The sequence below is a fragment of the Candidatus Thalassolituus haligoni genome, assembly GCF_041222825.1.
Taxonomy (GTDB): Bacteria; Pseudomonadota; Gammaproteobacteria; order Pseudomonadales; family Oceanobacteraceae; genus Oceanobacter; species Oceanobacter antarcticus.
In genome coordinates, this window is the sequence record NZ_CP139482.1 from 1,159,435 (window position 1) to 1,183,930 (window position 24,496).

The 24,496-nt window shown below is 53.0% G+C and carries 23 protein-coding genes; 16 read left to right on the top strand and 7 right to left on the bottom strand.

Translation table 11 applies throughout. The features are described 5' to 3' along the window. The first annotated feature begins 51 nt into the window (after nt 1-51). The 4 genes from SOJ49_RS05265 (at nt 52) to SOJ49_RS05280 (ending at nt 4,998) form a co-directional block, all read left to right on the top strand. Nucleotides 52-1,410 carry a thrombospondin type 3 repeat-containing protein gene (locus tag SOJ49_RS05265; protein ID WP_369857188.1) on the top strand — a complete coding sequence of 453 codons (1,359 nt, stop codon included), beginning with the start codon at nt 52-54 and terminating at the stop codon, nt 1,408-1,410. Between the two features lie 44 nt (nt 1,411-1,454). Then, a complete protein-coding gene (locus SOJ49_RS05270) occupies nt 1,455-2,159 on the top strand; it encodes a hypothetical protein (protein WP_369857189.1) in 705 nt (234 codons plus the stop codon). Nucleotides 2,160-2,316: 157 nt separating this feature from the next. Next, a complete protein-coding gene (locus tag SOJ49_RS05275; RefSeq protein ID WP_369857190.1) occupies nt 2,317-3,534 on the top strand; it encodes an argininosuccinate synthase in 1,218 nt (405 codons plus the stop codon). 576 nt (nt 3,535-4,110) lie between these two features. Beyond that, nucleotides 4,111-4,998 (top strand): helix-turn-helix domain-containing protein, encoded by an 888-nt coding sequence (locus tag SOJ49_RS05280; protein WP_369857191.1) that lies wholly within the window; start codon nt 4,111-4,113, stop codon nt 4,996-4,998. Between the two features lie 110 nt (nt 4,999-5,108). Here the strand turns inward: SOJ49_RS05280 and SOJ49_RS05285 are convergent, their stop codons facing one another. The 4 genes from SOJ49_RS05285 to SOJ49_RS05300 form a co-directional block, all read right to left on the bottom strand. Further along, nucleotides 5,109-6,158, bottom strand: a complete 1,050-nt coding sequence (locus tag SOJ49_RS05285) for an alpha/beta fold hydrolase (protein ID WP_369857192.1) — start codon at nt 6,156-6,158, stop codon at nt 5,109-5,111. Between the two features lie 49 nt (nt 6,159-6,207). Further along, a complete protein-coding gene (locus SOJ49_RS05290; protein ID WP_369857193.1) occupies nt 6,208-6,975 on the bottom strand; it encodes an SDR family NAD(P)-dependent oxidoreductase in 768 nt (255 codons plus the stop codon). A gap of 26 nt (nt 6,976-7,001) precedes the next feature. Then, a complete protein-coding gene (locus SOJ49_RS05295; RefSeq protein WP_369857194.1) occupies nt 7,002-8,657 on the bottom strand; it encodes a flavin-containing monooxygenase in 1,656 nt (551 codons plus the stop codon). A gap of 403 nt (nt 8,658-9,060) precedes the next feature. After that, complete coding sequence (locus SOJ49_RS05300; protein WP_369857195.1) at nt 9,061-9,207, bottom strand: hypothetical protein; 147 nt, start codon at nt 9,205-9,207, stop codon at nt 9,061-9,063. A 146-nt stretch (nt 9,208-9,353) separates the two neighbouring features. On the opposite strand from SOJ49_RS05300, the gene SOJ49_RS05305 reads away from it, so the two are divergent. The 3 genes from SOJ49_RS05305 to SOJ49_RS05315 all read left to right on the top strand — a co-directional run bounded on the left by SOJ49_RS05305 (nt 9,354) and on the right by SOJ49_RS05315 (nt 12,418). Beyond that, nucleotides 9,354-10,181 carry an IS110 family transposase gene (locus SOJ49_RS05305; RefSeq protein ID WP_369857196.1) on the top strand — a complete coding sequence of 276 codons (828 nt, stop codon included), beginning with the start codon at nt 9,354-9,356 and terminating at the stop codon, nt 10,179-10,181. Between the two features lie 992 nt (nt 10,182-11,173). Continuing rightward, nucleotides 11,174-11,911: a transposase gene (locus tag SOJ49_RS05310; RefSeq protein WP_369858033.1), complete on the top strand. Its 738-nt coding sequence runs from the start codon at nt 11,174-11,176 to the stop codon at nt 11,909-11,911. Between the two features lie 204 nt (nt 11,912-12,115). Beyond that, nucleotides 12,116-12,418, top strand: coding sequence for a transposase (locus SOJ49_RS05315; RefSeq protein WP_369857197.1), 303 nt, complete (start codon nt 12,116-12,118; stop codon nt 12,416-12,418). 262 nt (nt 12,419-12,680) lie between these two features. On the opposite strand, the gene SOJ49_RS05320 is transcribed toward SOJ49_RS05315, so the two are convergent. Together SOJ49_RS05320 and SOJ49_RS05325 are read right to left on the bottom strand one after the other, a co-directional pair. Continuing rightward, a complete protein-coding gene (locus tag SOJ49_RS05320; RefSeq protein WP_369857198.1) occupies nt 12,681-12,941 on the bottom strand; it encodes a Txe/YoeB family addiction module toxin in 261 nt (86 codons plus the stop codon). Further along, nucleotides 12,938-13,189, bottom strand: coding sequence for a type II toxin-antitoxin system Phd/YefM family antitoxin (locus SOJ49_RS05325; protein ID WP_369857199.1), 252 nt, complete (start codon nt 13,187-13,189; stop codon nt 12,938-12,940). The genes SOJ49_RS05320 and SOJ49_RS05325 overlap by 4 nt, the downstream gene beginning before the upstream one ends. Before the next feature lie 307 nt (nt 13,190-13,496). Between SOJ49_RS05325 and SOJ49_RS05330 the strand changes: the two genes are divergently transcribed. The 9 genes from SOJ49_RS05330 (at nt 13,497) to SOJ49_RS05370 (ending at nt 23,611) form a co-directional block, all read left to right on the top strand. Then, complete coding sequence (locus SOJ49_RS05330) at nt 13,497-13,976, top strand: transposase (RefSeq protein ID WP_369857200.1); 480 nt, start codon at nt 13,497-13,499, stop codon at nt 13,974-13,976. Then, the gene (locus tag SOJ49_RS05335) at nt 13,969-14,784 is read left to right on the top strand and encodes a hypothetical protein (RefSeq protein WP_369857201.1); all 816 of its coding nucleotides are present in this window, start codon (nt 13,969-13,971) and stop codon (nt 14,782-14,784) included. Before SOJ49_RS05330 ends, SOJ49_RS05335 begins: the two co-directional genes overlap by 8 nt. Beyond that, nucleotides 14,781-15,674, top strand: a complete 894-nt coding sequence (locus SOJ49_RS05340) for a hypothetical protein (protein WP_369857202.1) — start codon at nt 14,781-14,783, stop codon at nt 15,672-15,674. The genes SOJ49_RS05335 and SOJ49_RS05340 overlap by 4 nt, the downstream gene beginning before the upstream one ends. Then, nucleotides 15,671-16,657, top strand: a complete 987-nt coding sequence (locus tag SOJ49_RS05345) for a hypothetical protein (protein WP_369857203.1) — start codon at nt 15,671-15,673, stop codon at nt 16,655-16,657. Before SOJ49_RS05340 ends, SOJ49_RS05345 begins: the two co-directional genes overlap by 4 nt. A 27-nt stretch (nt 16,658-16,684) precedes the next feature. Beyond that, nucleotides 16,685-17,131 (top strand): hypothetical protein, encoded by a 447-nt coding sequence (locus tag SOJ49_RS05350; protein WP_369857204.1) that lies wholly within the window; start codon nt 16,685-16,687, stop codon nt 17,129-17,131. A gap of 398 nt (nt 17,132-17,529) precedes the next feature. Next, entirely contained in the window at nt 17,530-19,929 is a 2,400-nt protein-coding gene (locus tag SOJ49_RS05355; protein WP_369857205.1) for a hypothetical protein, read from the top strand. A gap of 10 nt (nt 19,930-19,939) precedes the next feature. Beyond that, a complete protein-coding gene (locus SOJ49_RS05360; RefSeq protein ID WP_369857206.1) occupies nt 19,940-20,941 on the top strand; it encodes a hypothetical protein in 1,002 nt (333 codons plus the stop codon). Nucleotides 20,942-21,008: 67 nt separating this feature from the next. Continuing rightward, nucleotides 21,009-22,043: an Rpn family recombination-promoting nuclease/putative transposase gene (locus SOJ49_RS05365; protein ID WP_369857207.1), complete on the top strand. Its 1,035-nt coding sequence runs from the start codon at nt 21,009-21,011 to the stop codon at nt 22,041-22,043. A 788-nt stretch (nt 22,044-22,831) separates the two neighbouring features. Next, complete coding sequence (locus SOJ49_RS05370) at nt 22,832-23,611, top strand: hypothetical protein (RefSeq protein WP_369857208.1); 780 nt, start codon at nt 22,832-22,834, stop codon at nt 23,609-23,611. 97 nt (nt 23,612-23,708) lie between these two features. Here SOJ49_RS05370 and SOJ49_RS05375 read toward each other — a convergent pair whose 3' ends face one another. Beyond that, a complete protein-coding gene (locus SOJ49_RS05375) occupies nt 23,709-24,347 on the bottom strand; it encodes an NAD(P)H-dependent oxidoreductase (protein ID WP_369857209.1) in 639 nt (212 codons plus the stop codon). Between the last annotated feature and the right edge of the window lie 149 nt (nt 24,348-24,496).

Sequence of the window (24,496 nt, forward strand, 5' to 3'; positions counted from 1 at the left end):
TAGACCAGTACAAACGGGTAGGGGCTTGCCTGCCCTGGGAGGCGTGTGTAAATGACGGCACTAAGACATTCCTTAATGGCCTTCGGGCTGTTGGGAGTCATGGGTTTGACCGCCTGTGGTGGCGGTGGCGGGGATAACCCGGAAGAGGTTCAGAGCGTCTCGGTGACCGGTGTTGCAGTGAAGGGCCCTTTGGCCCAGGCAAGCGTTGCCGTGTACCGGTTGGATGTCAATGCCAGCGACCTGAAAGGGGCGCTGATTGCTGAAGGCCAAACGGCTGATACCTCGTTTATCGACAGTCTGTCGATAACACCGGATTTAGCCGGTCAAGCGTTGCTGGTTGAATTCAGCAGCTCGACGTCCACAACCGATATCAATACCGGCGTAACGCCGCTGATCCGTCGTTTTAAAACGGTGATTGATGCGGATACTGTCTTGTCCGGCGGTTCTGTGTACGCCTCACCACTGACCAGCCTGGCGGTTAGCCTCGCGCAGTTACAGGCAGACACGGCGTCACCGTATGCCGGTAATGGCGATGGCATTATTTCCGCTGCGGAATTTGACAGTGCATTGGACATTGCTGTTCAGCAAGTGCTATCGACCCTCGGCTTTGGCTGGAAAACCAGCGCAGATCTGCTTAATACCCCACCTCTGGTGACCAGCGAAGCGGCCAGCGACGACGAATTGCAGCAAGTGCTGTTGTGCCGTCAGGCGATCGAGAGTGTGGCCGTAGTGGCTAACGACATTGCTACCCAGCTGCTGGCTGGCAATGCCACTGCCGAACAGGTGTTCGATGTGCTGGCGCTGGATTTGACCAATGGGATAATCGACGGTCGTTCCAGCAGTGGTGCTATCGAACTGTTCAGCTCGGTATCCAGCGATGACCTGCAGGCGGTTGTGGAAGAGGACGTCAGCAGCAAGCTGATTCCGGGCACCAACGTCACCGTCGGCAATGTTGAAGCGCTACTGGTGTCGGAAACGGCCACCACACTGGTGACCCAATCGACCACTCCGCTCAGTGACGGCACGGTCAGCAGCGAACCGGAAGCCGCCAATGCTGAAGCCGACATCGACGGCGATGGCGTGGCAGACAGCGAAGACGCCTTTCCCCAAGACGCTACCGAAACCACCGACAGCGATTCTGATGGAGTGGGCGACAACTCAGATGCCTTTCCGCATGACAGCACCGAAACCATCGATTCCGACAGCGATGGCCTCGGCGACAACTCCGACCCATATCCCAACAGCGTCGATGGAGATGCCGACGGTATTGATGATCCATTAGACAACTGCCCGACCTTGGCGAACGCCGACCAGGCAGATGACGATCAAAACGGAACCGGTGATGCGTGTGAGCCGAGCAGCGGCAGCAGCTGGGACAATTTCAACTGGGACGAAGCCAACTGGCAATAAGTCAGTACTGCGGCCCAACGAACACAACGAATTTGGAGCAAATTATGAAAACTCGGAGCATTTCAGTCATTTCCCTGATGATGTTGTCGATGGCGATTGCACCGCTGGTGGCCAAGGCTGGTACGGTGGATACGTCGGGCGTTACCACCTTCAGCGCCGGTTCCGCAGCAAAAGCCTCGGAAGTGAACGGCAACTTCAGCACCGTGATCACTGCGGTGAATGACAACGCATCCAGCCTGGCCGCTTTACAATCCAGTATTGAAGCCCTGCAAACCCAGCTGGAATCCATGCCGACCAAAGTAACCGACGTGTCCGATCTGGTTGGCCGTACCTATTGCATGATCCAGGATCACAGCGCCGGGCGTTACGAGGGCAATAACTACGCCAGCGTCAATTTCGCCAGTGAAACCTCCACCGTTACGGTGACCAGCGAAACCCAGCTATCGATCACCGGCGTGTCGTCGGATGAAGCAGAACTGGGCTTGCAGCTGAGTCAATACAGCTACAACGGCAGTGACGTGGATGGTCTGCAGGGGACACTGGAAGCCTATCAGGAGCCGGAATCTTATAATGGCACCATCAACAGCCTGAGCAACGGTGAGCTGTCGGTGACCGTCGGCAGCGATACCATCCAGTTTTACGTCAGCAAATACGGCGACGTGATGATCGGCCGTTCATTCACTGACGACAGTAGCGCCGCACCGGCTGAAATGTGGAACACCACCGCCGTACTGGTGGAGTGCCAGTAGGAGTGCCAGTAATAGAGCAATAGCGGGATTCCGGCCTGAACTGGCTAAAAGGGCGGCATATCGATAGAATGTCGCCCTTTTCTTTTGCCCGGTTGTTTCATCATGTTCTGATTGAAATACCGGAGCCTTCCAAGGCTGAATTCATCTGGAGAATTTCATGTCAGACATCAAAAAAGTGGTGCTGGCCTATTCCGGTGGTCTGGATACATCTGTGATCGCCAAATGGCTGCAAACCGAATACAACTGCGAAGTCGTCACCTTCACCGCCGACCTGGGTCAGGGCGAAGAAGTCGAACCGGCACGCGCCAAGGCCGAAGCACTTGGTATTAAAGAAATCTTTATCGACGACCTGCGTGAAGAATTTGCCCGTGACTTCGTCTTTCCGATGTTCCGTGCCAACACCATCTACGAAGGTGAGTACCTGCTGGGTACCTCCATTGCGCGCCCATTGATCGCCAAGCGTCTGATTGAAATCGCCAACGCAACCGGTGCCGATGCCATTGCTCACGGCGCGACCGGCAAAGGCAACGACCAGGTGCGTTTTGAACTGGGTGCCTATGCCCTCAAGCCCGGCGTTAAAGTAATTGCCCCATGGCGCGAATGGGATCTGACTTCCCGTGAAACCCTGATGGCCTACTGCGACGAGCACGACATCAAGGTCGAAAAGAAAGCCGGTAAAAAGTCGCCATACTCCATGGACGCCAACCTGCTGCACATCTCCTACGAAGGCGACATCCTGGAAAACCCATGGAACGAGCCAGAAGAAGACATGTGGCTGTGGTCTGTTTCGCCGGAAAAGGCCCCGGATGAACCGACCTACCTGACCATCAGCTTCAAGAACGGTGACCCGGTAGCCATCGACGGCGTTGATAAATCCCCGGCGACCATCATGGAAGAACTGAACAAGGTCGGCGGCGAAAACGGCATTGGCCGTGTCGACATCGTTGAAAACCGCTACGTCGGCATGAAAGCCCGTGGTTGTTACGAAACCCCAGCCGGTACGGTACTGCTGAAAGCACACCGCGCCATCGAGTCGATTACGCTGGATCGTGAAGCCGCGCACCTGAAAGACGAATTGATGCCGAAATACGCCAACCTGATCTACAACGGTTACTGGTGGTCTCCAGAACGTAAAATGCTGCAAGCCGCCATCGACGACACCCAATCAGTGGTAAACGGCGACGTCCGCGTAAAACTGTACAAAGGCAACGTGATCGTAGTTGGCCGCCAGTCTGAAGGTTCACTGTTCGACGAAGCCATCGCTACCTTCGAAGACGATGCCGGTGCCTACGACCAGAAAGACGCCGCAGGCTTTATCAAGCTCAACGCCCTGCGTCTGCGTACTGCTGCCAAAAAAGGCCGCAGCATGCTGTAAGGCGTTGCTGGATATCAGGCATTTGATGTTGGGCGTCTCGGCCTGAATCCGGCAAGACAGAACACAACGGGAGCATCGGCTCCCGTTTTGTTTGGTCCAGGGTCTGACTTGCTGCCGCGATTGTGGTTTCGCTCTGGACGGTTGCTGATTGATGCCAATATTGACATCTTCCTACCTTGGTCGAGGACGATCGTTTTACCGACCACAAGTCGTATGCGTCAGCAGAGCGAGGATGAGTCGCGCTGAGGCAGCCCGGAAATAACGCCGGAGTATCCACCACGAGACATCGAACTGACAAGCCAGCCGGTTTGGCGTATGCCCTTGGACGGCATCGGGTTGCGGGGCCATTGCAGATGTCTGCACCGGATGTTTCAAATGCGACCACATCCGTTTGGACAATGGGCCACCCGGGTGGGTTGGGCATATAATCCGTGAACAAAAATAAAAGCAAATTGTTGTAGTCGCTGATCGGATTGTCTGGCGTTTGCCCGGAGCTGTGGCTCACGGCGGCGACAGACTGAGCCTTGCTGACATCTCTGTCGTGTCGGAATGGCCAGCGCACAGGAGACATCAGGCATGGCGACACTGATCACCCCACGAGACCTGCCCACCTGGGTGCCCGGACGTGTGCTTTCCGCCAGCGATGGCCAGGGCTGGAAGGATGTCGCTCATCGGGCTTATCTCTATACCGGTCTCGACGTGCTCATTCCTGCCATGGATTGTTTCATGATCGTCCGCTATCGGGGTGGTGATACTCCTATGGATCGCTGCCTTGATGGGCGCTGGACGCGCAAAACCTGCACCCCGGGCGATTTTTCGCTGCTGACCCGGTCGACTCATTCCCACTGGCACTGGACCCAGTGCATCGATGTCGCGCACACCTACTTGTCCGATGCACTCATGTCCCGGGTAGCGACCGACATCGTCGAACGTGATGTGGCGGAAGTGCGACTGCATGATGTGCTTCAGGCGCAAGACCAGGTGGTGACGCAGATCACCGATGCCATCATGGCCGAGGCCAAACAACAGGGTGTGGGCGGTGCCTTGTACGCTGAGGCCCTGTCGATTCAGTTGGCAGTGCACTTGATTCGACAGTATGCCGAAGTGAGTTTTCGCGGCGAGGCGGTGGGCGGTGTGTTGTCACCGACGCTGATGCGACGCCTTGACGAGTTCATCGACACGCATCTGCACGAGGGGATCACCATCGAACGCATGGCGATGATCGCCGGTCTGGGGGTCTGGACCTTCACCAGGCATTTTCGGGAAAGTGCGGGAGTTTCCCCCTACGAATACGTGATCCGGCGTCGCGTTGAGCGCGCCACCCGGCTGCTCACGGGCAGCCAGCGTGCCATCAAGGAGATTGCCGCCGATTGCGGATTTTCCGATCAGGCGCACCTGACTCGGGCGTTGCGTGCGCGTCAGGGCATGACTCCGGCGCAGCTGCGGCGTGACGCAGGGCGTTGAGACGACAGCACGAAAAAAGGCCGGGTGCCGTTCTGGGCACCCGGCCAAGGCGCTGCGACGCTTGCCTCTATCCGCCGCTGGACAGAGCTACGTCAGAAGCGGAGAGCGTGTCATGACACGGAACAGGACAATAATGCTGAAAGATTCCGGTCGAGTTCGGTCATCATGTTGGCATCGGTGCCAAACAGCCCCAGATGGCCGTCGATGCTGCTCAAGGGATGGAACTCACTGCCGGCGATGAGTTGCTGCTCGGCCAGGCAGTCGTTGGGCGGGAAGAACATGTCGTGGCTGATCGGCATCACGAAGGTGTGAGCGGTGATGCGGCTGAGTGCCTCGGCCAGACTGCCTCCGGTATGTCGGCTGACGTCGCCACGCTGCCATTTCCATGCCATGCACAGCAGGTTGTTCGGGTCCATAGGCCCGAAGTAGCCGGTCATGAATTCGTCCACGAACGCGTCCATGTCGGCAAAGCCGAGGACCCGGTGCCGGCCGGCGCGGAAAAACTCGGTGCTCCAGCCCATGACCGCCCACAGCTTGGCATGCCGCTTCAGACCGGCGGCCACGTCGGCCGCTGTTTTGTAGCGCCCATCGCTGAATCCCGGGTCGGTGGTGATGGTTTCGATCAGGGTCTCGGCATACAGGAAGTCGTGCTCGGTGTTTTTTGCCGTGCCGGCAATCGGCGCGGCACGCAGCACCATCTGCGGATAACGGACCGCCCACTCGTAGGTCTGCTGTGCGCCCATGGAGCCGCCGACCACGAGTTGCAGTTTTTCGATGCCGAAGTGCTCGGTCAGCAAGCGGTGCTGGGCGCGCACGTCATCACCGATGCGCACACGCGGAAAATCCGGCCCCGCGATAGGCTCTGGTGCATTGCTGGGTGAAGTGGACAAGCCATTACCGATCTGATTGACCACGATGATGCAGTAACGTGACGGATCCAGCGCCCGGCCTTCGCCGATGTAGGCATCGCCCATGATCTTGCTGGTGCCCGAGTACCAGGTGGGCACCAGAATGGCGTTGTCGCGCGCCTCATTGAGCGTGCCGTGCATGGCCACCGCCAGCTGGCAGTGTTCGATGACACCGCCTTCTTCCAGTTCGAGACGGCCAATATCGATCAGCTCGAAGGGGCCGTGGCTGTCCTGCGTGTAGTAGTTGTTCATGGCAATATCTCATCTGTGAGTGCCCCGGCCGCTGCCGGAGCGTGAGAGTTCAGCGTGCGGTGTAGCCGCCGTCGATCACCAGCTCTGAGCCGGTAACCCAGCGGGCTTCGTCGGAGGCGAGATAGACCGCGCCCCAGGCGATGTCGTCCGGATCACCCGTACCCAGCAGCGGATGCAGCGCGTCCAGCGCCGCCTTGGCCTTCTCCAGTTCCATACCGGCGTTGTTGGCATAACGCTTGACCAGGGCGGTGAACACGAATCCGGGGTGAATGGAGTTGAAGCGGATCTTGTCCGGAGCGTAGATGAGCGCGTCGTTCTTGGTCATCAGCCGCACCGCGCCCTTGGCGGCGTGGTAGGGTGGAATGTCGCCACCGCCGACCAGTCCGTAGATGGATGAGATGTTCACCACCGATCCGCCTCCCGCCCGGCGCATGGCCGGGATCACGTGCTTGGTACACAGGAACACCGAAGTGGCGTCCACGTTCATGACGCGGTTCCATTCCGCCAGGCTGAGCTGGTCGGTGGGCGTGTTCTCGCCTTCGATGCCGGCGTTGTTAACCAGAATGTCGAGGTGACCAAAGCGCTGCTCAACGGCTTGCATCGCGTCACGCACCTGCTCTTCATTGGTCACATCGACCTGGACGAACATCGCCTGGCCTCCGCCGGTTTCGATCCGGTGCGCCAGATCAGCGCCCCGGCTGTCGAGGTCGAGAATGCCGATGGCCGCACCGTGCTCGGCCATGCGCAGGCAGATAGCTTCGCCAAAGCCGTTGCTGCCGCCGGTGATTGCCGCAACCTTGTTTTCAAGTCGTTTCATTGTCTTATCTCCAGTCGACTCTGCGTTCAGTGCATCTCGAAGCCGGGGTAGCCATCGCGGGCCAGTTCGTCACAGCGCTTGTGGTAGTTGCCGACGCCGCCGATGTAGGAGAGCAGGCGCCGGGGCTTGCCTTCCACGTTGGAGCCCATGTACCAGGAGTCGGTCTTGACCACGAGGGTTCTGGCTGCGGTCTCGTCGTGGTGGCGCACCCAGTCGTCTTCGAACTCGGCGGTTGCTTCAACCACCTGCTTGTCGTGCTTGAGGGCGTAGTCGATGCAGCCGGTGATCCAGTCAACCTGCTGTTGCAGACAGGTGGTCATGTTGCATAGGGCGGCCGAGGGTGCCAGCGGGGCACCGGTGGTGAACAGGTTAGGATAACCATGCACCTGCAGGCCCATGGAGGTGCGGATTTCCTGTTGCCACTGGTCCTTGAGCGAGCGATTGTTGCGGCCGCGAATGTCGATGCGTGAGAGGGCACCTGAACCGGCATCGAAGCCTACGGCCATGATGATCACATCCACCTCATGCACGGTGCCGTCGGACGTCTCGATACCCTCGGGCACAACACGGGTGATGGCGGTTTTCTTGCAGTCCACTGTCTCCACGTTGGGTTGCAGGTAGACCTCGAGATACTTGTTTTCCAACGGCACCCGGTGGGTACCGAAGCCGTAGTCGGTGGGGATCAGCAGCTCGCACAGCTTGGGGTCGTTGCCCAGGCGCGCGCGCATTTTAATGCGTACGAACCTGGAGACTTCTTCGCTGACGGCCTCATCAAAGAACATCTCGGGGAAAGAGGCCAGCCACAGAGCGAGAGAACCGTCTTCCCAAAGGCTCTCGAGTACCCGGGTGCGCTCTTCTGGCGTTTTTTCTGCCCAGGGGCCGGCATCGAAGTCGTAGTCGAAACCGGCGAAGGTCCCACGTACACGCTCCTTGAGTTCATGGAAACGTGCACTCCACTGATTCCAGTCGGCCTTGCTGTACTTGGGGTTACGCATGGGGATAACGTACTGCGGGGTGCGCATGAAAATCTTCAAGGTGCCGACTTCCGGCGCAATGGTCTGGATCACCTGAATACCGGTGGCACCGGTGCCGATAACCGCCACTCGCTTACCCTTGAGGTCGACCGGCTCCTTGGGCCACAGGGCTGTGTGGAAGATTTGTCCCTTGAAGCTGGACTGGCCTTCGAAGCGATTGGACAGCGGCGCGGAGAGCATGCCACAGCAGGCGATCAGGAATTGAGTGACGATCTTTTCACCTTCTGTGGTCTCGATACGCCAGACTTCGTCTTGTTCATCGAAGTGGGCCGAGGCGATACGAGTGTTGAACTGGATGTCTTTCTTCAGGTCAAGCGTATCGGCCACGTGGTTGAGCCAGCGTTCGGTTTCCGGCTGGGCTGGGAAGCGCTCCGAGGGCTGCCACGATTTGTAGAGTTCTTCCGAGAACCAGTACTGATAGATCTCTGCCTGGGAGTCGAAGCGAGCGCCAGGGTAGCGGTTCCAGTACCAGGTACCGCCTACGCCACTGCCGGCTTCATAGGCTCGAACCGACATGCCCATTTCGCGCAGGCGATGCAGCTGATACAGGCCGGCGACGCCTGCACCAATGACGACTGCGTTCAGGTAAATACCGCCGTGCAGGTCTATATCTGCGTATCCCTTCACGGGGAGCTGTTGAGTACTCATCTTATCTCCTTTCTTGTTATGGTCAGTCGGCGCAGGGATGCGTCGGCCGTGATCAGAATTTAAGGAAAGAGCGGTGGGCGCATCTTGTCGATTCGCGGCGAATGTTTGAACGATCAAGTGAAGTGAGCGCCTCGGCAGTCCATCAAGAACCGACAGGGGAAAAAAGCCGACTATCCTGTTGAGGTTCATCGACGCTTCAGGTGCTGGTTGCTGGCGAGAACTCTGTGCTCAGAAGACCTTCTGCAGTTCCGGATTGACTGGGGAGTGTTCAGTTTTCTGTGTCATTTAACTACCCTGACCAAAACAGGAAATGACACGCTATGTCCGATAACACATATGAAATTGATGTACAGGGGCCATCTATTTAATCCGGTCTCACTCTGGGCTACCGGATGGTGTCGAATCACGAAGCCGACTTGCAGGCCTGACGGGTCAAGTCAAACGTCGTCGACACAGAGTCGAGACCATCCGGCAGCCCCCGAAGGGCGCGGGTTGCCGCCGTCCAGTGCGGTGTTGACGAATTTGAAAAGGACTCGTCATTTCGCTGCATTCGTCGCCTTGCCCTGAACAACGGCAACACTCGCGCAGAGCCGTGCAGGATTAAATAGATGATGAGATGGACGCTCCCCATAGGATCCAGCGTCAAAAGCGCTAATATTTTGTTACGAGCAAAACGTCAATATGAGGAGCGTCCACATGAACAATATTAGTACCATCGCCATCGATCTTGCAAAGTCCGTTTTTCAGATCTGCATCGTCTCCGGGCACAACAAGGTATCGAAGCAGTTACGCCTCAGCCGGGAGAAATTCAGGCAATTCATGCTGGAGCAAACACCCTCCAGAGTCGTCATGGAGGCCTGTTATTCCTCGCATTACTGGGCCAGGTTATTTCAGCAACAAGGCCATCAGGTACTGTTGATTCCGGCCCAGCATGTCACGCCATTTGTGCGGGGCAACAAGAACGATCAGAACGATGCTCTGGCCATTTATGAAGCATCCATGAGACCCAATATCCGGTTTGTACCGATCAAGTCATTGGGTCAACAGGATGTTCAGAGCCTGCATCGAATGCGAGAACGGCTGGTCAAGGATCGCACTGCGCTTTGCAATCAGATGCGCGGTTTGTTGACGGACTATGGTTATATCTTCCCCGTCGGAATCAATGCTGTACTTAAAGGGTTGCGCGAGATTCTGGAACAAGGTGAGCTGTCTGGCATGATGCAGTCGGAGTTGAATTGGACATTGACTGAATATGACCTGTTATCGCGTCGGATTGATCACATTAACGAAGAATTAAAGCGTTATGGCGAACAGGATCAGCAATGCCAGAACCTGATCTCTATCCCTGGAATCGGGGCTCATATCGCGACGGCCATCAAGAGTACGGTGGGCAATGCGGAGGTCTTTCATAACAGCCGGGATTTTGCGGCGTGGACGGGGTTAACGCCGAGACAAAAGGCCAGTGGTCATAAATCGGTGATGTCAGGGATTACCAAGCGTGGGGATGCCTACTTGAGAAAATGACTGGTGCAGGCTGCACGTCACACACTGCGCTGGGCCAAGCGAAACGAAGACACAAATCTGGCGCGCTGGATGATAGACATCGTCCAGCGTCGCGGATTGCACAAGGGCGTTGTCGCCATTGCGCATAAACTGGCGCGGATTATTTGGAGCGTTTTGACACGTCAAACGGCCTTTAATCCGGCCTGAAAGCAAGAACCCATCGGGTAGTCGTTGTTTGATGATGTAACGGGGCAATCCGTCCCTGGTAGAGCCTGAGCGGGACACGATCGGCGTAGCCAGATCGAATAGATGTTAAAGGTGCCAGGGTTCGGATTTCATCAGGGCTGCGGGAGCTGATCCCGAACAGAAGCCGCTATTCATTCATGGACGGGATGTCAGAACTGCCACTGTCATCGCAACGAACAAGTGATGGTTAACAGGAAATAAATCAAGGGCATATGGCAGGTGTCAGGGCCAAGTCATCCTTGATATTGGGGAAGCGTCTATATATGTCCCCTTTAGATCAGTACCCTCATATGATCTCTCCGCGAAATTTGCTCGATTTTTAGCATTCTGTTGTGGCCGTTGTGTTGAAAACTCGTTAGAAAGCTGCTGCATGGCGGCTTTGAGCTGATATTTCTGCTGCGGGGGCGGGCGCAGGACTCAAAATTGATCTGATTTTCCTCATTCCTACGCTCTGCATGTGAATGTTAATTGGGCTGTCAACCCTGAGGGCCCATCTATTTAATCAGTTCTTGATACACTCCCACACACGACTTCGGATAACAACGGCCACACGCTACGCAACCCGGATTCTTCGACTTTGATAACCTGAACGACAAGCTGGATCAGCACAACGACCCACTCGCCAAAATCAACGAACTCGTCGACTGGGCTGCCTTCCGGCCTGTGCTCAGCAAGATCCGCATGCCACGCTCATCCAACAAGGGCCGTCCTCGTTCAGACACCCTCCCGCTCTGTTCAAAATAGTTTTCCTACGCCACTACGACAGCCTGTCGCTCAAGCAGGTTGAGTATCAAGTGTTAGACCGCTTGTCATTCCGCCGCTTCCTTGGCTTGTCGCTGGAAGATCCGGTACCCGATGCCAATACCGTCTGGAAGTATGAAGAGTTACTCGTCCAGAAAAACCTCACTGATGAACTGTTTTACAGCTTGCTCTCGCAAATCGAAGCCCACGGTTATCGGCCTCAAGGCGGTCAAATTGTCGATGCTACCCTGGTTGAAGCACCCAAGCGAAAAACCGAAGAGCAGCAGCAGGAAAAAGCCCGCAAAGCACAAGAAAAATCAGACGGAGATGACGATGATTCGACACCGCCGGCCCCTCCGGAACGCACTCCGGCCCAGCAGCGCCAGGCCAGTCGAGATGCGGCCTGGACGAAGAAACATGGCAAGAGCTACTTCGGCTATAAAAATCACACCAGCGCGGATGTCTGGGCAGATAGCGCTTATCGAAGCGCAGAAAATGAAAGCATGTTGAAAGATCGGGGCTATCGCTCCCACATCCACCGCAAGAAACCGCGAGGCAAGGACATGCCTGAACGTAGCAAGCTGGCGAATCAAAAACGCTCTCAGGTTCGGGCACGTGTCGAACATGTTTATGCGGACATGAAACGCGACGGCAAAAAGTTCATGGTGCGCTGCATCGGCCAGGCCAGAGCGGAACTGAGAATCGGTTTGATGAACATGGTGTACAACGCTCGTCGCTGGAGCTTTTTATCTCGTGTGGGATAGGTGCGTCTGCATGACGCGATTTGGACTGAAAGTAGTCCAAATCTTTACTGAATTGGCCGGAAATAGGCCGGATCAAGCCGCATTAGGATATTTCGAAGTCATTGATGTGAATAATGTGCTGCAACGGTGGCTTTACACGACTAAATAGATCTCCCCTAAAGCTTAGTTACTGTATTGCCCTCGACAGCACTGGGTAAAGCATTAATGTATTTACATAATCAATGGGGCCGATTTATCGGCTACCTTGAAGATGGGGCTTATCCCATCGACAACAATCCGGCCGAGCGTGCAATCCGGCCCTTCACCATTGGCCGAAAAAACTGGATGTTTAGTAAAAGCCAGGCGGGTGCCAGAGCCAGTGCTAATCTCTACAGTGTGATCGAAACGGCCAAGGCCAATGACCTCAATGTGTATGATTATTTAGCCCTAATTTTTAACGAGCTGCCTAACGCCCAAGGCGTTGAGGATATTGAAGCGTTATTGCCATGGAATGTGGCGTTCGGCTAGGGCGTGTTTCGATTGGCGTTTACCATTAATTTTGGCGAGTGGGTCGTTGTGCTGATTCAGTTTGTCGTTCAGGTCATCAAAGTCGAAGAATCCTGGCTGCATACCGTGTAACCGTTGTTATCCGAAGTCGTGTGTGGGAGTGTATCAAGAACTGATTAAATAGATGGGGCCCAGAGGCTGGAAGCACTGCAGTGGAGCGCATTTTTGATATGATTGATATATCAGTCTTTCAAATAGTTTTTCTACAGTCTCGTTATGTGAATCAGTATTCATAGTGGTAGCGTAACTGAGCGATTAAAAGGCTATCATCGGATACTTTATATACGAATCGATGCTCATCATTAATACGACGAGACCAAAAACCAGATAGGCCATGCTTTAGCGGCTCGGGTTTACCTATACCTTCAAAAGGATCACGGGAAGAATCCTTGATTAAGGCGTTGATCCTTTTGACCATGGCTTTGTCTGTTTTCTGCCAATATAGATACTCTTCCCAAGCCCTAGAGGAGAATGTTAGCTTCATTCCATTAAGTCTCTCTCGGTGCCTTTTCCGGCTTCGAGTTCTGCAATGGATTCAAGCAAATGTCTCGCGTTTGCAGGAGAGCGTAGAAGGTAGGCTGTCTCCTCCATGGCTTGGTAGTCTTCGAGGGAGAGCATAACCACGGGTGTCTCACTCTTTCTGGTAATAATCACTGGTGAGTGGTCGTTACAGACCCTTTCCATGGTTTTGGCAAGGTTTGCTCGGGCTGCTGTGTAGCTTATGGCGTCCATAATAATTTTCCTGTACGTAAACCTGTACGTAACTGTGAGGCCACATAACAAGGTTGTCAACCGAATGCAGTTTGCTACGCTCCGTTTTGCGGTGGCTGCGCCACTTTACCGCAAAACTCCACTTCACAAACCGTACCGTTTACAACGGCGTTAGACGTATCAAACCCCTCTTTATACGCTCAACCAAACATTAACAAGTCGCCCCTGAAAAGCCAGAACCCCAGTTTTCATCGGCCTCTCAAGCCTGTTACGGCAAGACTTTCTACCAGTAAAATCATATTACGATATCAAAATCTGGTAGATAGCCATGACGCCCAAGGACAAACAGCACGATAAACAGAAAGATTTCCTGCGCCCGGAGCTGCTTGACCTGATCGACCCCAGGCATGAACTCGTTCAGCTCAGTCAACGTATCGACTGGGCTGAACTGGAGCGTCACTGTCAGAGTTTTTACTGCACAGACAACGGACGTCCTGGATCATCGTCCCGATTAATGATTGGCCTGACACTCCTGAAACACATCTACGCGCTATCGGATGAACACTGCATCGCCCGCTGGGTAGAAAACCCTTACTGGCAGCACTTCTGCGGCGAACAATACTTTCAACATCGACCACTGATTGATCCCACCACGTTCGGGCGTTTCTGCCGACGTCTCGGCGAGGACGGGTTAAAGACACTGATGAAAATGACGGTTCGCCTAGGGTTGGAACTGAATATCATCGACGAAGCCAGCTGTAAGACTCTGGTCGCGGACACGACCGTGATGGAAAAAGCCATTGCCTAATCCGACCGACAGCCAGCTCTTCAAGCGCGTACAGGAACAGCTGGCGATGCTCGCCAAAGCTCAGGGGATCTCGTTGCGGCAAAGCTACGAAAAAGAGCTGACTCATCTCAAACACAAAGCGGCGGGCTATGCCCATGCCCGACAGTTCAAGCGTTTGAAGAAGGCTCTCAAGAAAATGGCGACGCTGGTTGGGCGACTGACGCGGGACATCCTGAGCAAGCTTCCAGCCACCGAGCAAAGCCGACTTATTCTTGAGAAAGCCGCGCAGGCATCCCAACTCATCAAGCAAACCCGACCAGGCTGGGAAGGCCCGAAACGGTACAGCTTGCATGAACCGGACGTTCAGTGCATAGCCAAAGGCAAGAGCCGACAACTCTATGATGGCCATACCCTGTACTGGAATCTGATTCAAAGCTGGCTGAACACAGGAGTAAAGCCGCAAGAGATCCTGGTTGACCGGGGTTATCGAGGGGCGCAACACGACCGTCGTATTGCTGCGGTGAACGTCTGCATCAGCCATCAGAAGCAAGGGCGAGGCAAAGTTCATCCGCAACAATCAAAGCAGAATGGTATTGAGCCGATCATAGGCCACATGAAGTCAGATGGACTGATGAAGAGAAACTGGCTGAAAGGGATCACCGGGGATTACATCCACACTTTGCAGTGTGGTGTTGGCCAGAACCAGAGAAAGATCCTGAGACACCTGAGCTCTCTTTTTGCGCTTATATTCTGGGTGTTATTGGGTGGAATAAGCCGACCCTATTTGTCTGGATTTGGGCGTGATCAGGCTCTGGAGTGGGCTGCATGATGAAATGGCCAGTTTTGCAGGGGCGACTACATAATAGAGTGCTTGCACAAGCAGGTGTTGCTGAAAACACTCGGGAAACGATGACTCGAACTCATTTATTGAGAGAGTGGTTGCAGCACGAATCGCCTTACCACTGGGGAACCAATAAAGCTGCAAAGTCTGGCCCTTATCAGCAAACACCGTTCAGAATGACAGAAGGAGGTGATGAGCACGGCAGTCTTTCCTTTAGCCAGCTCGTTTATCCCAATCGTTATGGAGCTGATTCAGCTTGTGCTGCACTGACAGCAACAGATATTAATCCCTATTCGCCGGAAGGGCAGGTAAAAATCATCGCTACTTTTTTGGGGTCCGAGCCAACCGACAACCATAGCTGTTCTGGGGGTATGAATATGGCCTTTGTTGAAGATACATTAGGAAGAAGTTATGCGGATGTTCCAGACCTTGTTCGTATACAAGGACAAAATACACTAGGAAATACCGAAGACGATTATGAGAAATTAGCCAAAGCCATTTTTGTTTATAATGCTGGGGAAGGAAATGCTTGGGTTAGTGGGCGTAGCAGGCACAGTTGGCCTTATATTATAAGAAATTTGGTTTATTCAAGTGACAGTGCGACAAACAACCAAGACAGTGGAGTCTGTCATTCCTGTAAATATTCAATACAAATTAGAGAAGGAGCATTCGGCAATGATAACCTTAGAACCTACATCTGGGAAGGTGATGATGCCAACCACTATGGCCAGCCGGACTGGTGTTTTGAGTATGGGGAGAGGGAGTGGGTGTCGGGAGCTACTGTTGTGAATGATGATGGATCTATTCGTCCTAAGGCTTTTAGCGATTATTCGGATGATGCTCTTGATGATGAATCTTTACGTATGTCATGTAATTGAATAAATTAGGTGGTGCCCAAATGTTCAGTGTGAAATGGTTTGCAATTTTTTTATTTTTTTCTCCATTAACTTTTTCTATGGAGCTAGATGAAGGGTTTTCAAGAAATGCTGAAAATGGAATTCTATTTAAGACTATAAATCAAAAGTATGGAACGAGGCCTGGATACCTATATGGGTATTCCGAAGATAAATATTATTCACTATCTAAAAATGGTTCAGCTATTGGTGATTATGAATTAAATAGTTCAAGTAATACAATAAAAGGGTGGCCCCTTACCCGCTGGCAATATGAGCCAATCGAAAATGAAGTGAAATTTTTTCAGGCAGATATTTACAAAAAGTTATACCAAAAGGTATTCAACCCAATAGGGTGTTTAGATGAAATACCTCTAAATCAGGGAGACCTGGATGCGGATGGAAAGTCAGAGCTAATTCTATTCCTTGGCTATGATCTGGTGGTCTTCTCTCCTGAAGCGGGTCGTATCGTTTTTATGATCAATTATACCGTTCCCGGTTGGATGTCTCTGGAAGGTACAGCACATCATCACGAAGCAAACTGGATTAAGGAGGGTGATGAAGGCGTTCCACAGTATCAGAATTTACTGGATGAACACTATGGTGATGCGTTAGCGGGGTTAAGAGGCTACGCCAAACTCTACGTCGGCGATTTTGATAAAAACGGCCAGACCGATATTCTGGTCTGGCGTAAACTGTACGAATCTAATATGCAAAACAATCCGGTAAAGGGTTTTCATAAGTTGAAAGACAGCTTTTACCATTACGAAAGATCGACGGCGGCAGGCAGTACGGGTGAATACCTGCCGCAAGAAACTGATCCCGGCACCATCCGATCCTGGCTTGCAGAGAAGAATCTAACCTGGCAACAAGGCTACCCGTCCAAAAGCGAGTGCGAAGGGGAGGAAGGTCAGCTGATTCCTGAAATGCACGACCCCTTGTTGAATGACCCGGATGTGTTGCAGTAACGCCTCAAAGACAGCGAATCCGCTGCCATGTACATGGGAGAAGCCAGCGACGGAACACCAGACTATGAATATATTCTGGGCGGCACCGGAGAAATCGTCAGCTCCAATCAGCGGCTACTGACACGCTATCGCATGCTGATGCGCGGAGGCGATGACGTCTCCTATTCGGGAAGCCCCGGCAGCGTCAACGCCGCCAACTTCTCCGAATGGCAGGCCAAAGGCAATATCGCCCCACAATTCCACGGCATCGACAGCGACCTCGTAAAACCGGGCGAAACCCTGCTGATCTACGCCATCAACCGCGTCACCGGCTACATGGGCTATCAACGCGTCCTGACCGACCAACTGGCAGGCGCCACGCTGGATACCCTGGTTAGCCCTATTGTGATGTACCCACCCAACCTCAAAGTCTGGGCCGAGCGCAAATACACCATTGAAGCCGGTAATAACCAAGGGGAACCCCCGAATACCTGATTGGCTACGAAGGCGCGGGCGAAGCCGACGACACCGTCATACAGATCTACACCGACTGGACAGCCCCCGACGGCACCGCCATCCCCACCGCGCTGCAAGACTACGGCTACACCGGCCGCATTGCCTACAGTACCAGCGACAATTCGCTGTCGGATGCGAGCCAGGCGGGTACAGCCCGCTTCAAGATAGAACCCGGCACCCATGCCCAGGTGATACGGTTGCCCGGCAACGGCACCGCTGGAAATCAACACTTTTACCTGCAAGCCTTTGGTGTCCCTTATGGAGAATTTCAGGACTTCGCCCTGGGGCAACAAAGCCGGGGCTTGAGCGAAACCGACCTGCAAGGGGTAGAAGAGAATGCCTGGCGGCCGAAATTCTTTGTGCCGCTGACAGTACCTGTGTATGACGAAAACAACAGCCTGATACAAGAACAGGCTTATATGACATATAAAAACCAGCAAATGGCCGAAGGCGTTGACCCGGATACCATTGAAAAGCCAGAAGGTATGTATCAGTGGCTGAGTCGGCCAGAATACCAGTTCAGCGTCTATGATCTGGAAGTCAGTGACATTCGAGTGAATGAATATCTGGAAGACGGCAGTATCGATACCGTCAACATACTTGACAACGACGACCCCACCATCGCCAGCAGCGAAACCTATCTGGAAATTTTGTATGAACTTTACGGGATAAACAATGATCGCCTTGACAGCTACCAATCCGAAGACCAGATCCTGATCCTCAATGTCGCCGGTCAGGAAACCGAAATTCATATAACCGACAATGGCAGCCTTGAACTCAACGACCTGAGTTTTCTGGATAAACTGGGTTCCACCGACTACCTCGTCATCTCGTTTTACCTGAACAACGACACCGGCAACATCCTCTGGGAATACGCGTTTGGAAGAAACGGCTTGCACGTGTATGGGCCGTTTGAATTTGCCCCCTATCTGGATGATGACTTAATGCTCAGTCGGGTGCCGATAGCCGAGGTGGCCGATCCCGTGCGTGCGCTGGTTGTCTACACGTTGGGTGGTGTGCGGCTGCGTTATGGTTATCAACCGCCCGCTGAAATACGTGTTGAGGACGTTCAATCGGTTAAATTACAAATCGAGCACCCGGGATGGTACTGCACCCAACCTGGAGTCAATACAGAAGAACACTGCACCTATTCTGATGGTGAAGCCCCCTTTGAAATAACCCAGCCCTATTATCCCCCGTTTCCATACCACATTAACGGTATTCCCAAATGGTCTGTATGGTGGCAACCGGCGACAGAAAATGGTGGCGGCAGCGGCGATACACTGTGGTCGAATGAATTGGACATCAATGCCCATTACACCGCGACCTTTACCCAGCTATCGCACATGGCCCCGGTAACGGAATATTTTAAAATTAAAAGCCGGACGATTAAACCAAACAGCGAGAGCGATGAAATCAACAAGGGTAGTGATATTCAGCTGGTAGAGGCGATTCTTTGGCAGCTAGGGATCAGTCCGCAAAAAGGTGGGCCAGGTAGTGAAGGTGCCCGAATCGCCAGTAACCGTGGCGGAAGTGGTGCCATTAACACCAAAGACTGCAATGGCGATGCGGCCAATGATCGTTCTGTTTATTATGCCGGTTGGAGCACTTGCCCCCAATGGAGTGTCTCCACCGAAGGCATGATTCGTCGTTTCCAGGGGCGCAGTGAAGGTGGTGAACGGTTAGAATCAGGAATTATCGGGAACGTAGGCCCAAAAACCATCGCCTGGCTCAGAGATGACTTTGAATCCTACATGCAGGCCTACTCTGAATACTCGACCAGTTCCATCGTTGGCAAAGAGCATGCTCAGATCGATACATGGATCCAGGCAGCGACCGACATCTGGAAAAATGGACTGGAAAGCAACAGCTATGTAGCCGTGGGGGGGTACACTGATGACATTCATAACGGGGTTCTTAGTGCGGCAGGGGTCGACGATACTACCAAGACCCGAGCAGCCCTGATTAAAGCCTGGAAGCTCCAGGAATCTCCATACCACTGGGGCACTAACACAAAAGACTATCAGGCAACCCCTTTCCGCATGACCGAGGGCGGAGCCGATGAGCAAGGCAGCCTCGGCTTTAATCAGGTGCTGTACAAATACCGCTACAGCGACAGACCTTGCAGCGTGCATAAAGCAGCCGGGCTCAACTACTACCACCCCCTGGGTAACATCAAAGGGTTTGCCATCCATACAATGATGAAATCGTGGCAGCGCGATGGCGAGATTAACTGTGGCTCTGGCGGTCTGTATCAAGCTTTTCACAACAGCAGCTTCGCGAAAAGCTTTGAAACCGATATTGTCGACCTTAAAGGTTACCAGCAAGGAACCCAAACCGTGACCTACACAAATACCCCCCGTCAGGAAGATGATTATGAAAAACTGGCCAAAGGCATTGGTTATTACAACAGTAACACACCAGGGTTCACCGTACACAGTTGGCCTTATATCCTGAAGCACAAAGTGAATCCGCCAGCGAAGAGCACCTCCAATGATGGAGACAACTGCTTTACCTGTCGCTATACGATCCAGGTGAGGAATGAGAAATACGGATTACCATATCGGCAATATATTTGGCAGGGAGGGAGTTACACGGCAGACTTAACAGATGCCGATGGCAATCCAGATCCAAGAGCAGGGCAGGCGTGGTGTTTTGAGTATGGGGAGAGAGAGTGGGTGAGTGGGACTACTTATGCTCAAGCCAGACAGAATGCATCGGATACAAATACTGATGATGCGCCACAAACACCCGTAGGCCGAGTTAACTGTAATTAAGGTGATTATGATGAATTATTTGAAGAATATTTTTATCACTATGGCTGTTCTTAGTATTCTAAGTCCAGCTCAGGCATTAGAGCTGGTGAATGGAACAACTCAAGAATTTGGCATGATATTTACAGATGCTCAAAAATCTGCTCTTCCTGTAATTACTAACTCTATTAAATTAAGTGATTCATCAAATACAGGAATGAGTTTGGCTTTTACAAATATAGCAGAAACAAGTAATTGGTTTCGTTTATACGAGAATATTCATCTATATGGTGTGGACGTGTCGCAGGGAACTTTATTAGGCAACTGGCCCCTTACCCGCTGGCAATATGAACCCATAGAACCGGAAATTGTGGAACGGTACCAACAAGTCCGGCGAGATTTTTCAACGCTGCACCCGAGTCCAAGCCACCCGCTGGGCTGCTTGAAAAGTACGCCATTACGCTATGGCGATATCGATGGAGACGGGGTTAATGAACTGGTTATTTTTATTGGAAACCAACTGCTGGTGTTCTCACCCAGCGCGCAGAAAACCGTATTTGGGATGAATGTGCGCGTGGATGACTGGATGACCGAAGAAGAAACCCAATCTCACTTTGAATATTATCCGCCAGCGGGAATCGACGAGATTACGCCTTATTACCAAAGTGCCGCTAACATGGACTACGCCAGTGAACTGCCTGGGTATCGCGGATATGGAAAACTCTATAGCAGTGATTTCGACAAAAATGGCAGCCCTGACATTCTGGTGTGGCGCAAACTTTATCTGTCCCGCATGTTAAATGTTGACAAAGGCTTCGACAAAATCAGTGATACCTACTACCACTATGAAAAATCTGCTACTGGTGAATATGTTCTGAAAGATACTGCCCCCAAGACCATCCAATCCTGGCTTGCAGAGAAGAATCTAACCTGGCAACAAGGCTACCCGTCCAAAAGCGAGTGCGAAGGGGAGGAAGGTCAACTGATTCCTGAAATGCACGATCCCTTGTTGAATGACCCGGATGTGTTGCATTAATACAGAACTCAAGCCATTAACCGGATATCCGCTATACTTGCGCGCACCTGCACATCCGAGCCAGCCCATGACCCAGCCTCCCCATAAGCCACATAATCCCCACGACCGCTTCTTCCGCAGCGCTATGGAAAACCGGTCAGTGGCGCTGGACTTTATGCGTTATTACCTGCCGGAGCCGGTGTTTCAAGCGCTGGATACCGACTCGCTGATCCTGCAGCACGACAGCTATATCGACACCGAACTGGCCGAAAGCCTCTCTGATCTGGTGTATCACTGCCAACTGGCGGGAGAAGAGGCCTGTATTTCCATCCTGATCGAACACCAGTCACGCCCGGATGCCTTTATGCCGGTGCGCATTGGCCACTACCTGTTCAGCCTGTTAACCAAACAACTGAAACAGCGTCAGCCACACTCCACAGCGACGGAATCAACACCACCATTAATGGCACCCACTAAAAAAGTGCCGCGACGTTTATTAACCCCGGTCTATGCGCTGGTGTTTTACCACGGCCAGACCAGCCCCTATCCTTATTCCCTGCACCTGGCGGACTGTTTTAACGACCCGCTCCAATTAATGACTGAGCTGTTTCAGCGCCCCATTGCCCTGATCGACATCAACCAGCTGCCGGACGACCAACTCAAGCAACAACAGTGGATTGGCATCGTTGCCCGCGCCCTCAAACACATACGCGCTGCTGACATCAGCCCGTATCTGCTCGACCTGCTACAGGATTGTGAAGGGCTGGACGATCACAGCAACCAGTGGTTAGATTTCATCCGCACTTTGCTACACTACGCCATCGGAACCGGCAACGTCATCGACCTGGAACAGCTGGTCGAATCCAGCCAACAACTGCCGCAGCCTATAGGAGACACCTTTATGACCATTGCAGAACAACTTGAAGCCCGTGGCATTGAAAAAGGCAAAGCCCAGGGTATAACATTAGGAGAAGCCCGAGGCCTGGAGCTGGGCCGTTATGAGGCTCAAAAAGCCACCGCATTGAATATGCTGAAAGAAAGCCTGCCAGTTGACTTAATCACCAAAATTACTGGTTTGTCACAGCTAGAAGTCGAGGTGTTGCAGCAAGGCCTGCAGCACTGATCAATCGAGAGTTGTTGGGGTAAGCTTCTGGACTTGGCCCAGAGCACGGCGACTGAGTGGGAGTCATCACAACATGGATGTTTTACGTAAACATTGTATCCAAGAGCGATGAAACTCCGCCCTCAGAAATCCCCGATCAGAAAAACATAATGTCGATCAGATGCTTAACTGCTCAGCATTGGAGCTGAAGCTTCCGTTGTTAGTGGCCCGACATTCATACGCCACGCGGCCATACCGGGCCTGATCCGGTATCCACGTATTCGCACACTGGATTCCGAATTTCGCCAATGCTCGTCTGGAATGACAGCTGGTGTGTATCGCCCGGAGAGAGTGACAATACCCATAGACGTAGGAAGTGGCTTGCCGCCGAACAGCAGCAAGCCGGAAAAGGTCACCGCCTGTTATTCCGCTGAACATCGTGAAGGTTTTTTGGGATACCAAGCGGTTGAGACAAGCGGTGGCTTTTTTGGCTAACCCGTTTGTTTGAATGATCTCTCGGAGCAGTAGTAAACCGGCGTTGGAAGTGATGTCACCGCCCTGGCTGCAATCTGGCGTTGATCAAGAGAGGAAAGCGGGATGGCATTCTGGTCGCTTTTTGTCACGGCGGTAAGCTCTTTGGTGATTGCTTTGACACGTTCCGAGGAACCATAAGGGATACCGCCGTTCTTGTATCTACCCTCGTGAAATATGCGGGTTAGCCCTGTTGGTTGCCAGTTCATATATAGTGTCGGCTTGAATTTCTCTTTTATGCGGCCGGCGTGGGCCGTTTGCGGTTGACAGGAAAGACCATGAGCCAGAGTGAATTGCTTTACAATTACGACAGCGCCTTGATTGCTACGGTGTTGTTTGTCGCTATTATCATTGCCAATGAATTTGGCTTTATTGCCGGGCGTTTTGTGCAGTCTCGTACCAATGATGAAATAAAAGCCCTTACCGGTTCCATTCAGGCCAGTATTCTGGGCTTGTTGGCGCTGCTGTTGGGTTTTACTTTCAGTATGTCAATGCAGCGATACGATAACCGTACCATGGCATTGATTGATGAATCCAACAGCATTGGTACGGCAATGTTGCGGGCGCAATTACTGCCGGATGAGTTCAAGGCTGATGCCGATAAAGTCTTAAGAGATTATATCGCCTTACGGGTGGAAGTCGGGCAAATTGATTTGACCCACGCCGATGTTCGGGCTGAATACAATCGTAAAATTGTGGCGCAGCAGAACCTGCTTTGGGAGATTACGCTGGCGGCGACGGAGGCCGATCCCCGGCCGGTGACAACGGGGGTATTTCTGAAATCCCTCAACGATGTGATTGATGCTCAGGGTAAAAGAAATGCGTTGCTGCAATTGCATGTGCCAGAAACCATACTGATATTACTTTTCTTTGTGTTTATATCGAGCGGAGGGATTATGGGTTATTCCGCCGGGTTAAGTGGTAAACGCATGGTGGCACCGATCGTGCTGGTGTCGTTGCTCATTACCATGATTGTATTCACCATCATCGATCTGGATCGGCCCAAGCGCGGTTTGATTCAGGTAGATCAGAGTGTGATGAGTGATTTGTTACAGTAATAATCGGGGCTGCTGCTCAAGTGCGGGTTGTCCGGGTGGCAGTGGAAAACAGGAAGGGAGTGAATAACGGCAGGTGTTGCCGTTATTCCGTTGCGGACTATTTTATTTCGGTGACAAACTGTTCTTTGGATCGACGTACTTTTTTCAGGTTCACCAGCCAGTCACCGTCTTCTTCGCGGTAGCCCAGTGGCAGTATCACGACGGAGCGCAAACCGCGTTCTGGCAGGTTGAGGATGTTGTCCAGATCGGCGGGGGTGAAGCCTTCCATCGGGGTGCAGTCGACCTGTTCAGCGGCAGCGGCAATCAGTGCGCTGCCCAGTCCAATGTAGGCCTGGCGTGCCGCGTGCTGGAAGTTGACTTCGGCATCTCGGGCCGGGTAGGCCTTGAGTAAGCGTTGGCGGTAGTTTTCCCACCCCTCGTTGGTGGACTCGCGTATATCGTTGGTCAGGTCGAACATCATATTGATGCGTTCGGGGGTGTAATTGTCCCAGGCGGCAAAGACCAGCAGGTGGGAGCAGTCGGTGATTTGTGCCTGGTTCCAGGCGATGGCTTTAATCTGCTCACGCACTTCGGGGTTGGTAACCACTAGCATGTCATAGGGTTGCAGGCCGCTGGAGGTGGCGGTGAGGCGGATGGCTTCGAGTATGCGCTCTACCTTGTCTTCCGGGACGGCTTTGGCCGGGTTCATTTTTTTGGTGGCGTAGCGCCAGTTCAGCAGTTCGATGATGTCGGTCATTGGCTGGTCTCCAGGGTGTTCAGATGGACTGTCGTTATAGTGGCAGATCCGTCACTGCCGATAGACCGGGTTGTGGCGAACAATTTATTCGGCCCAGTCGCATAATAATGCAGTGTGTGGAGTAGTCATTGGCGTGGGCTTGGTTCACG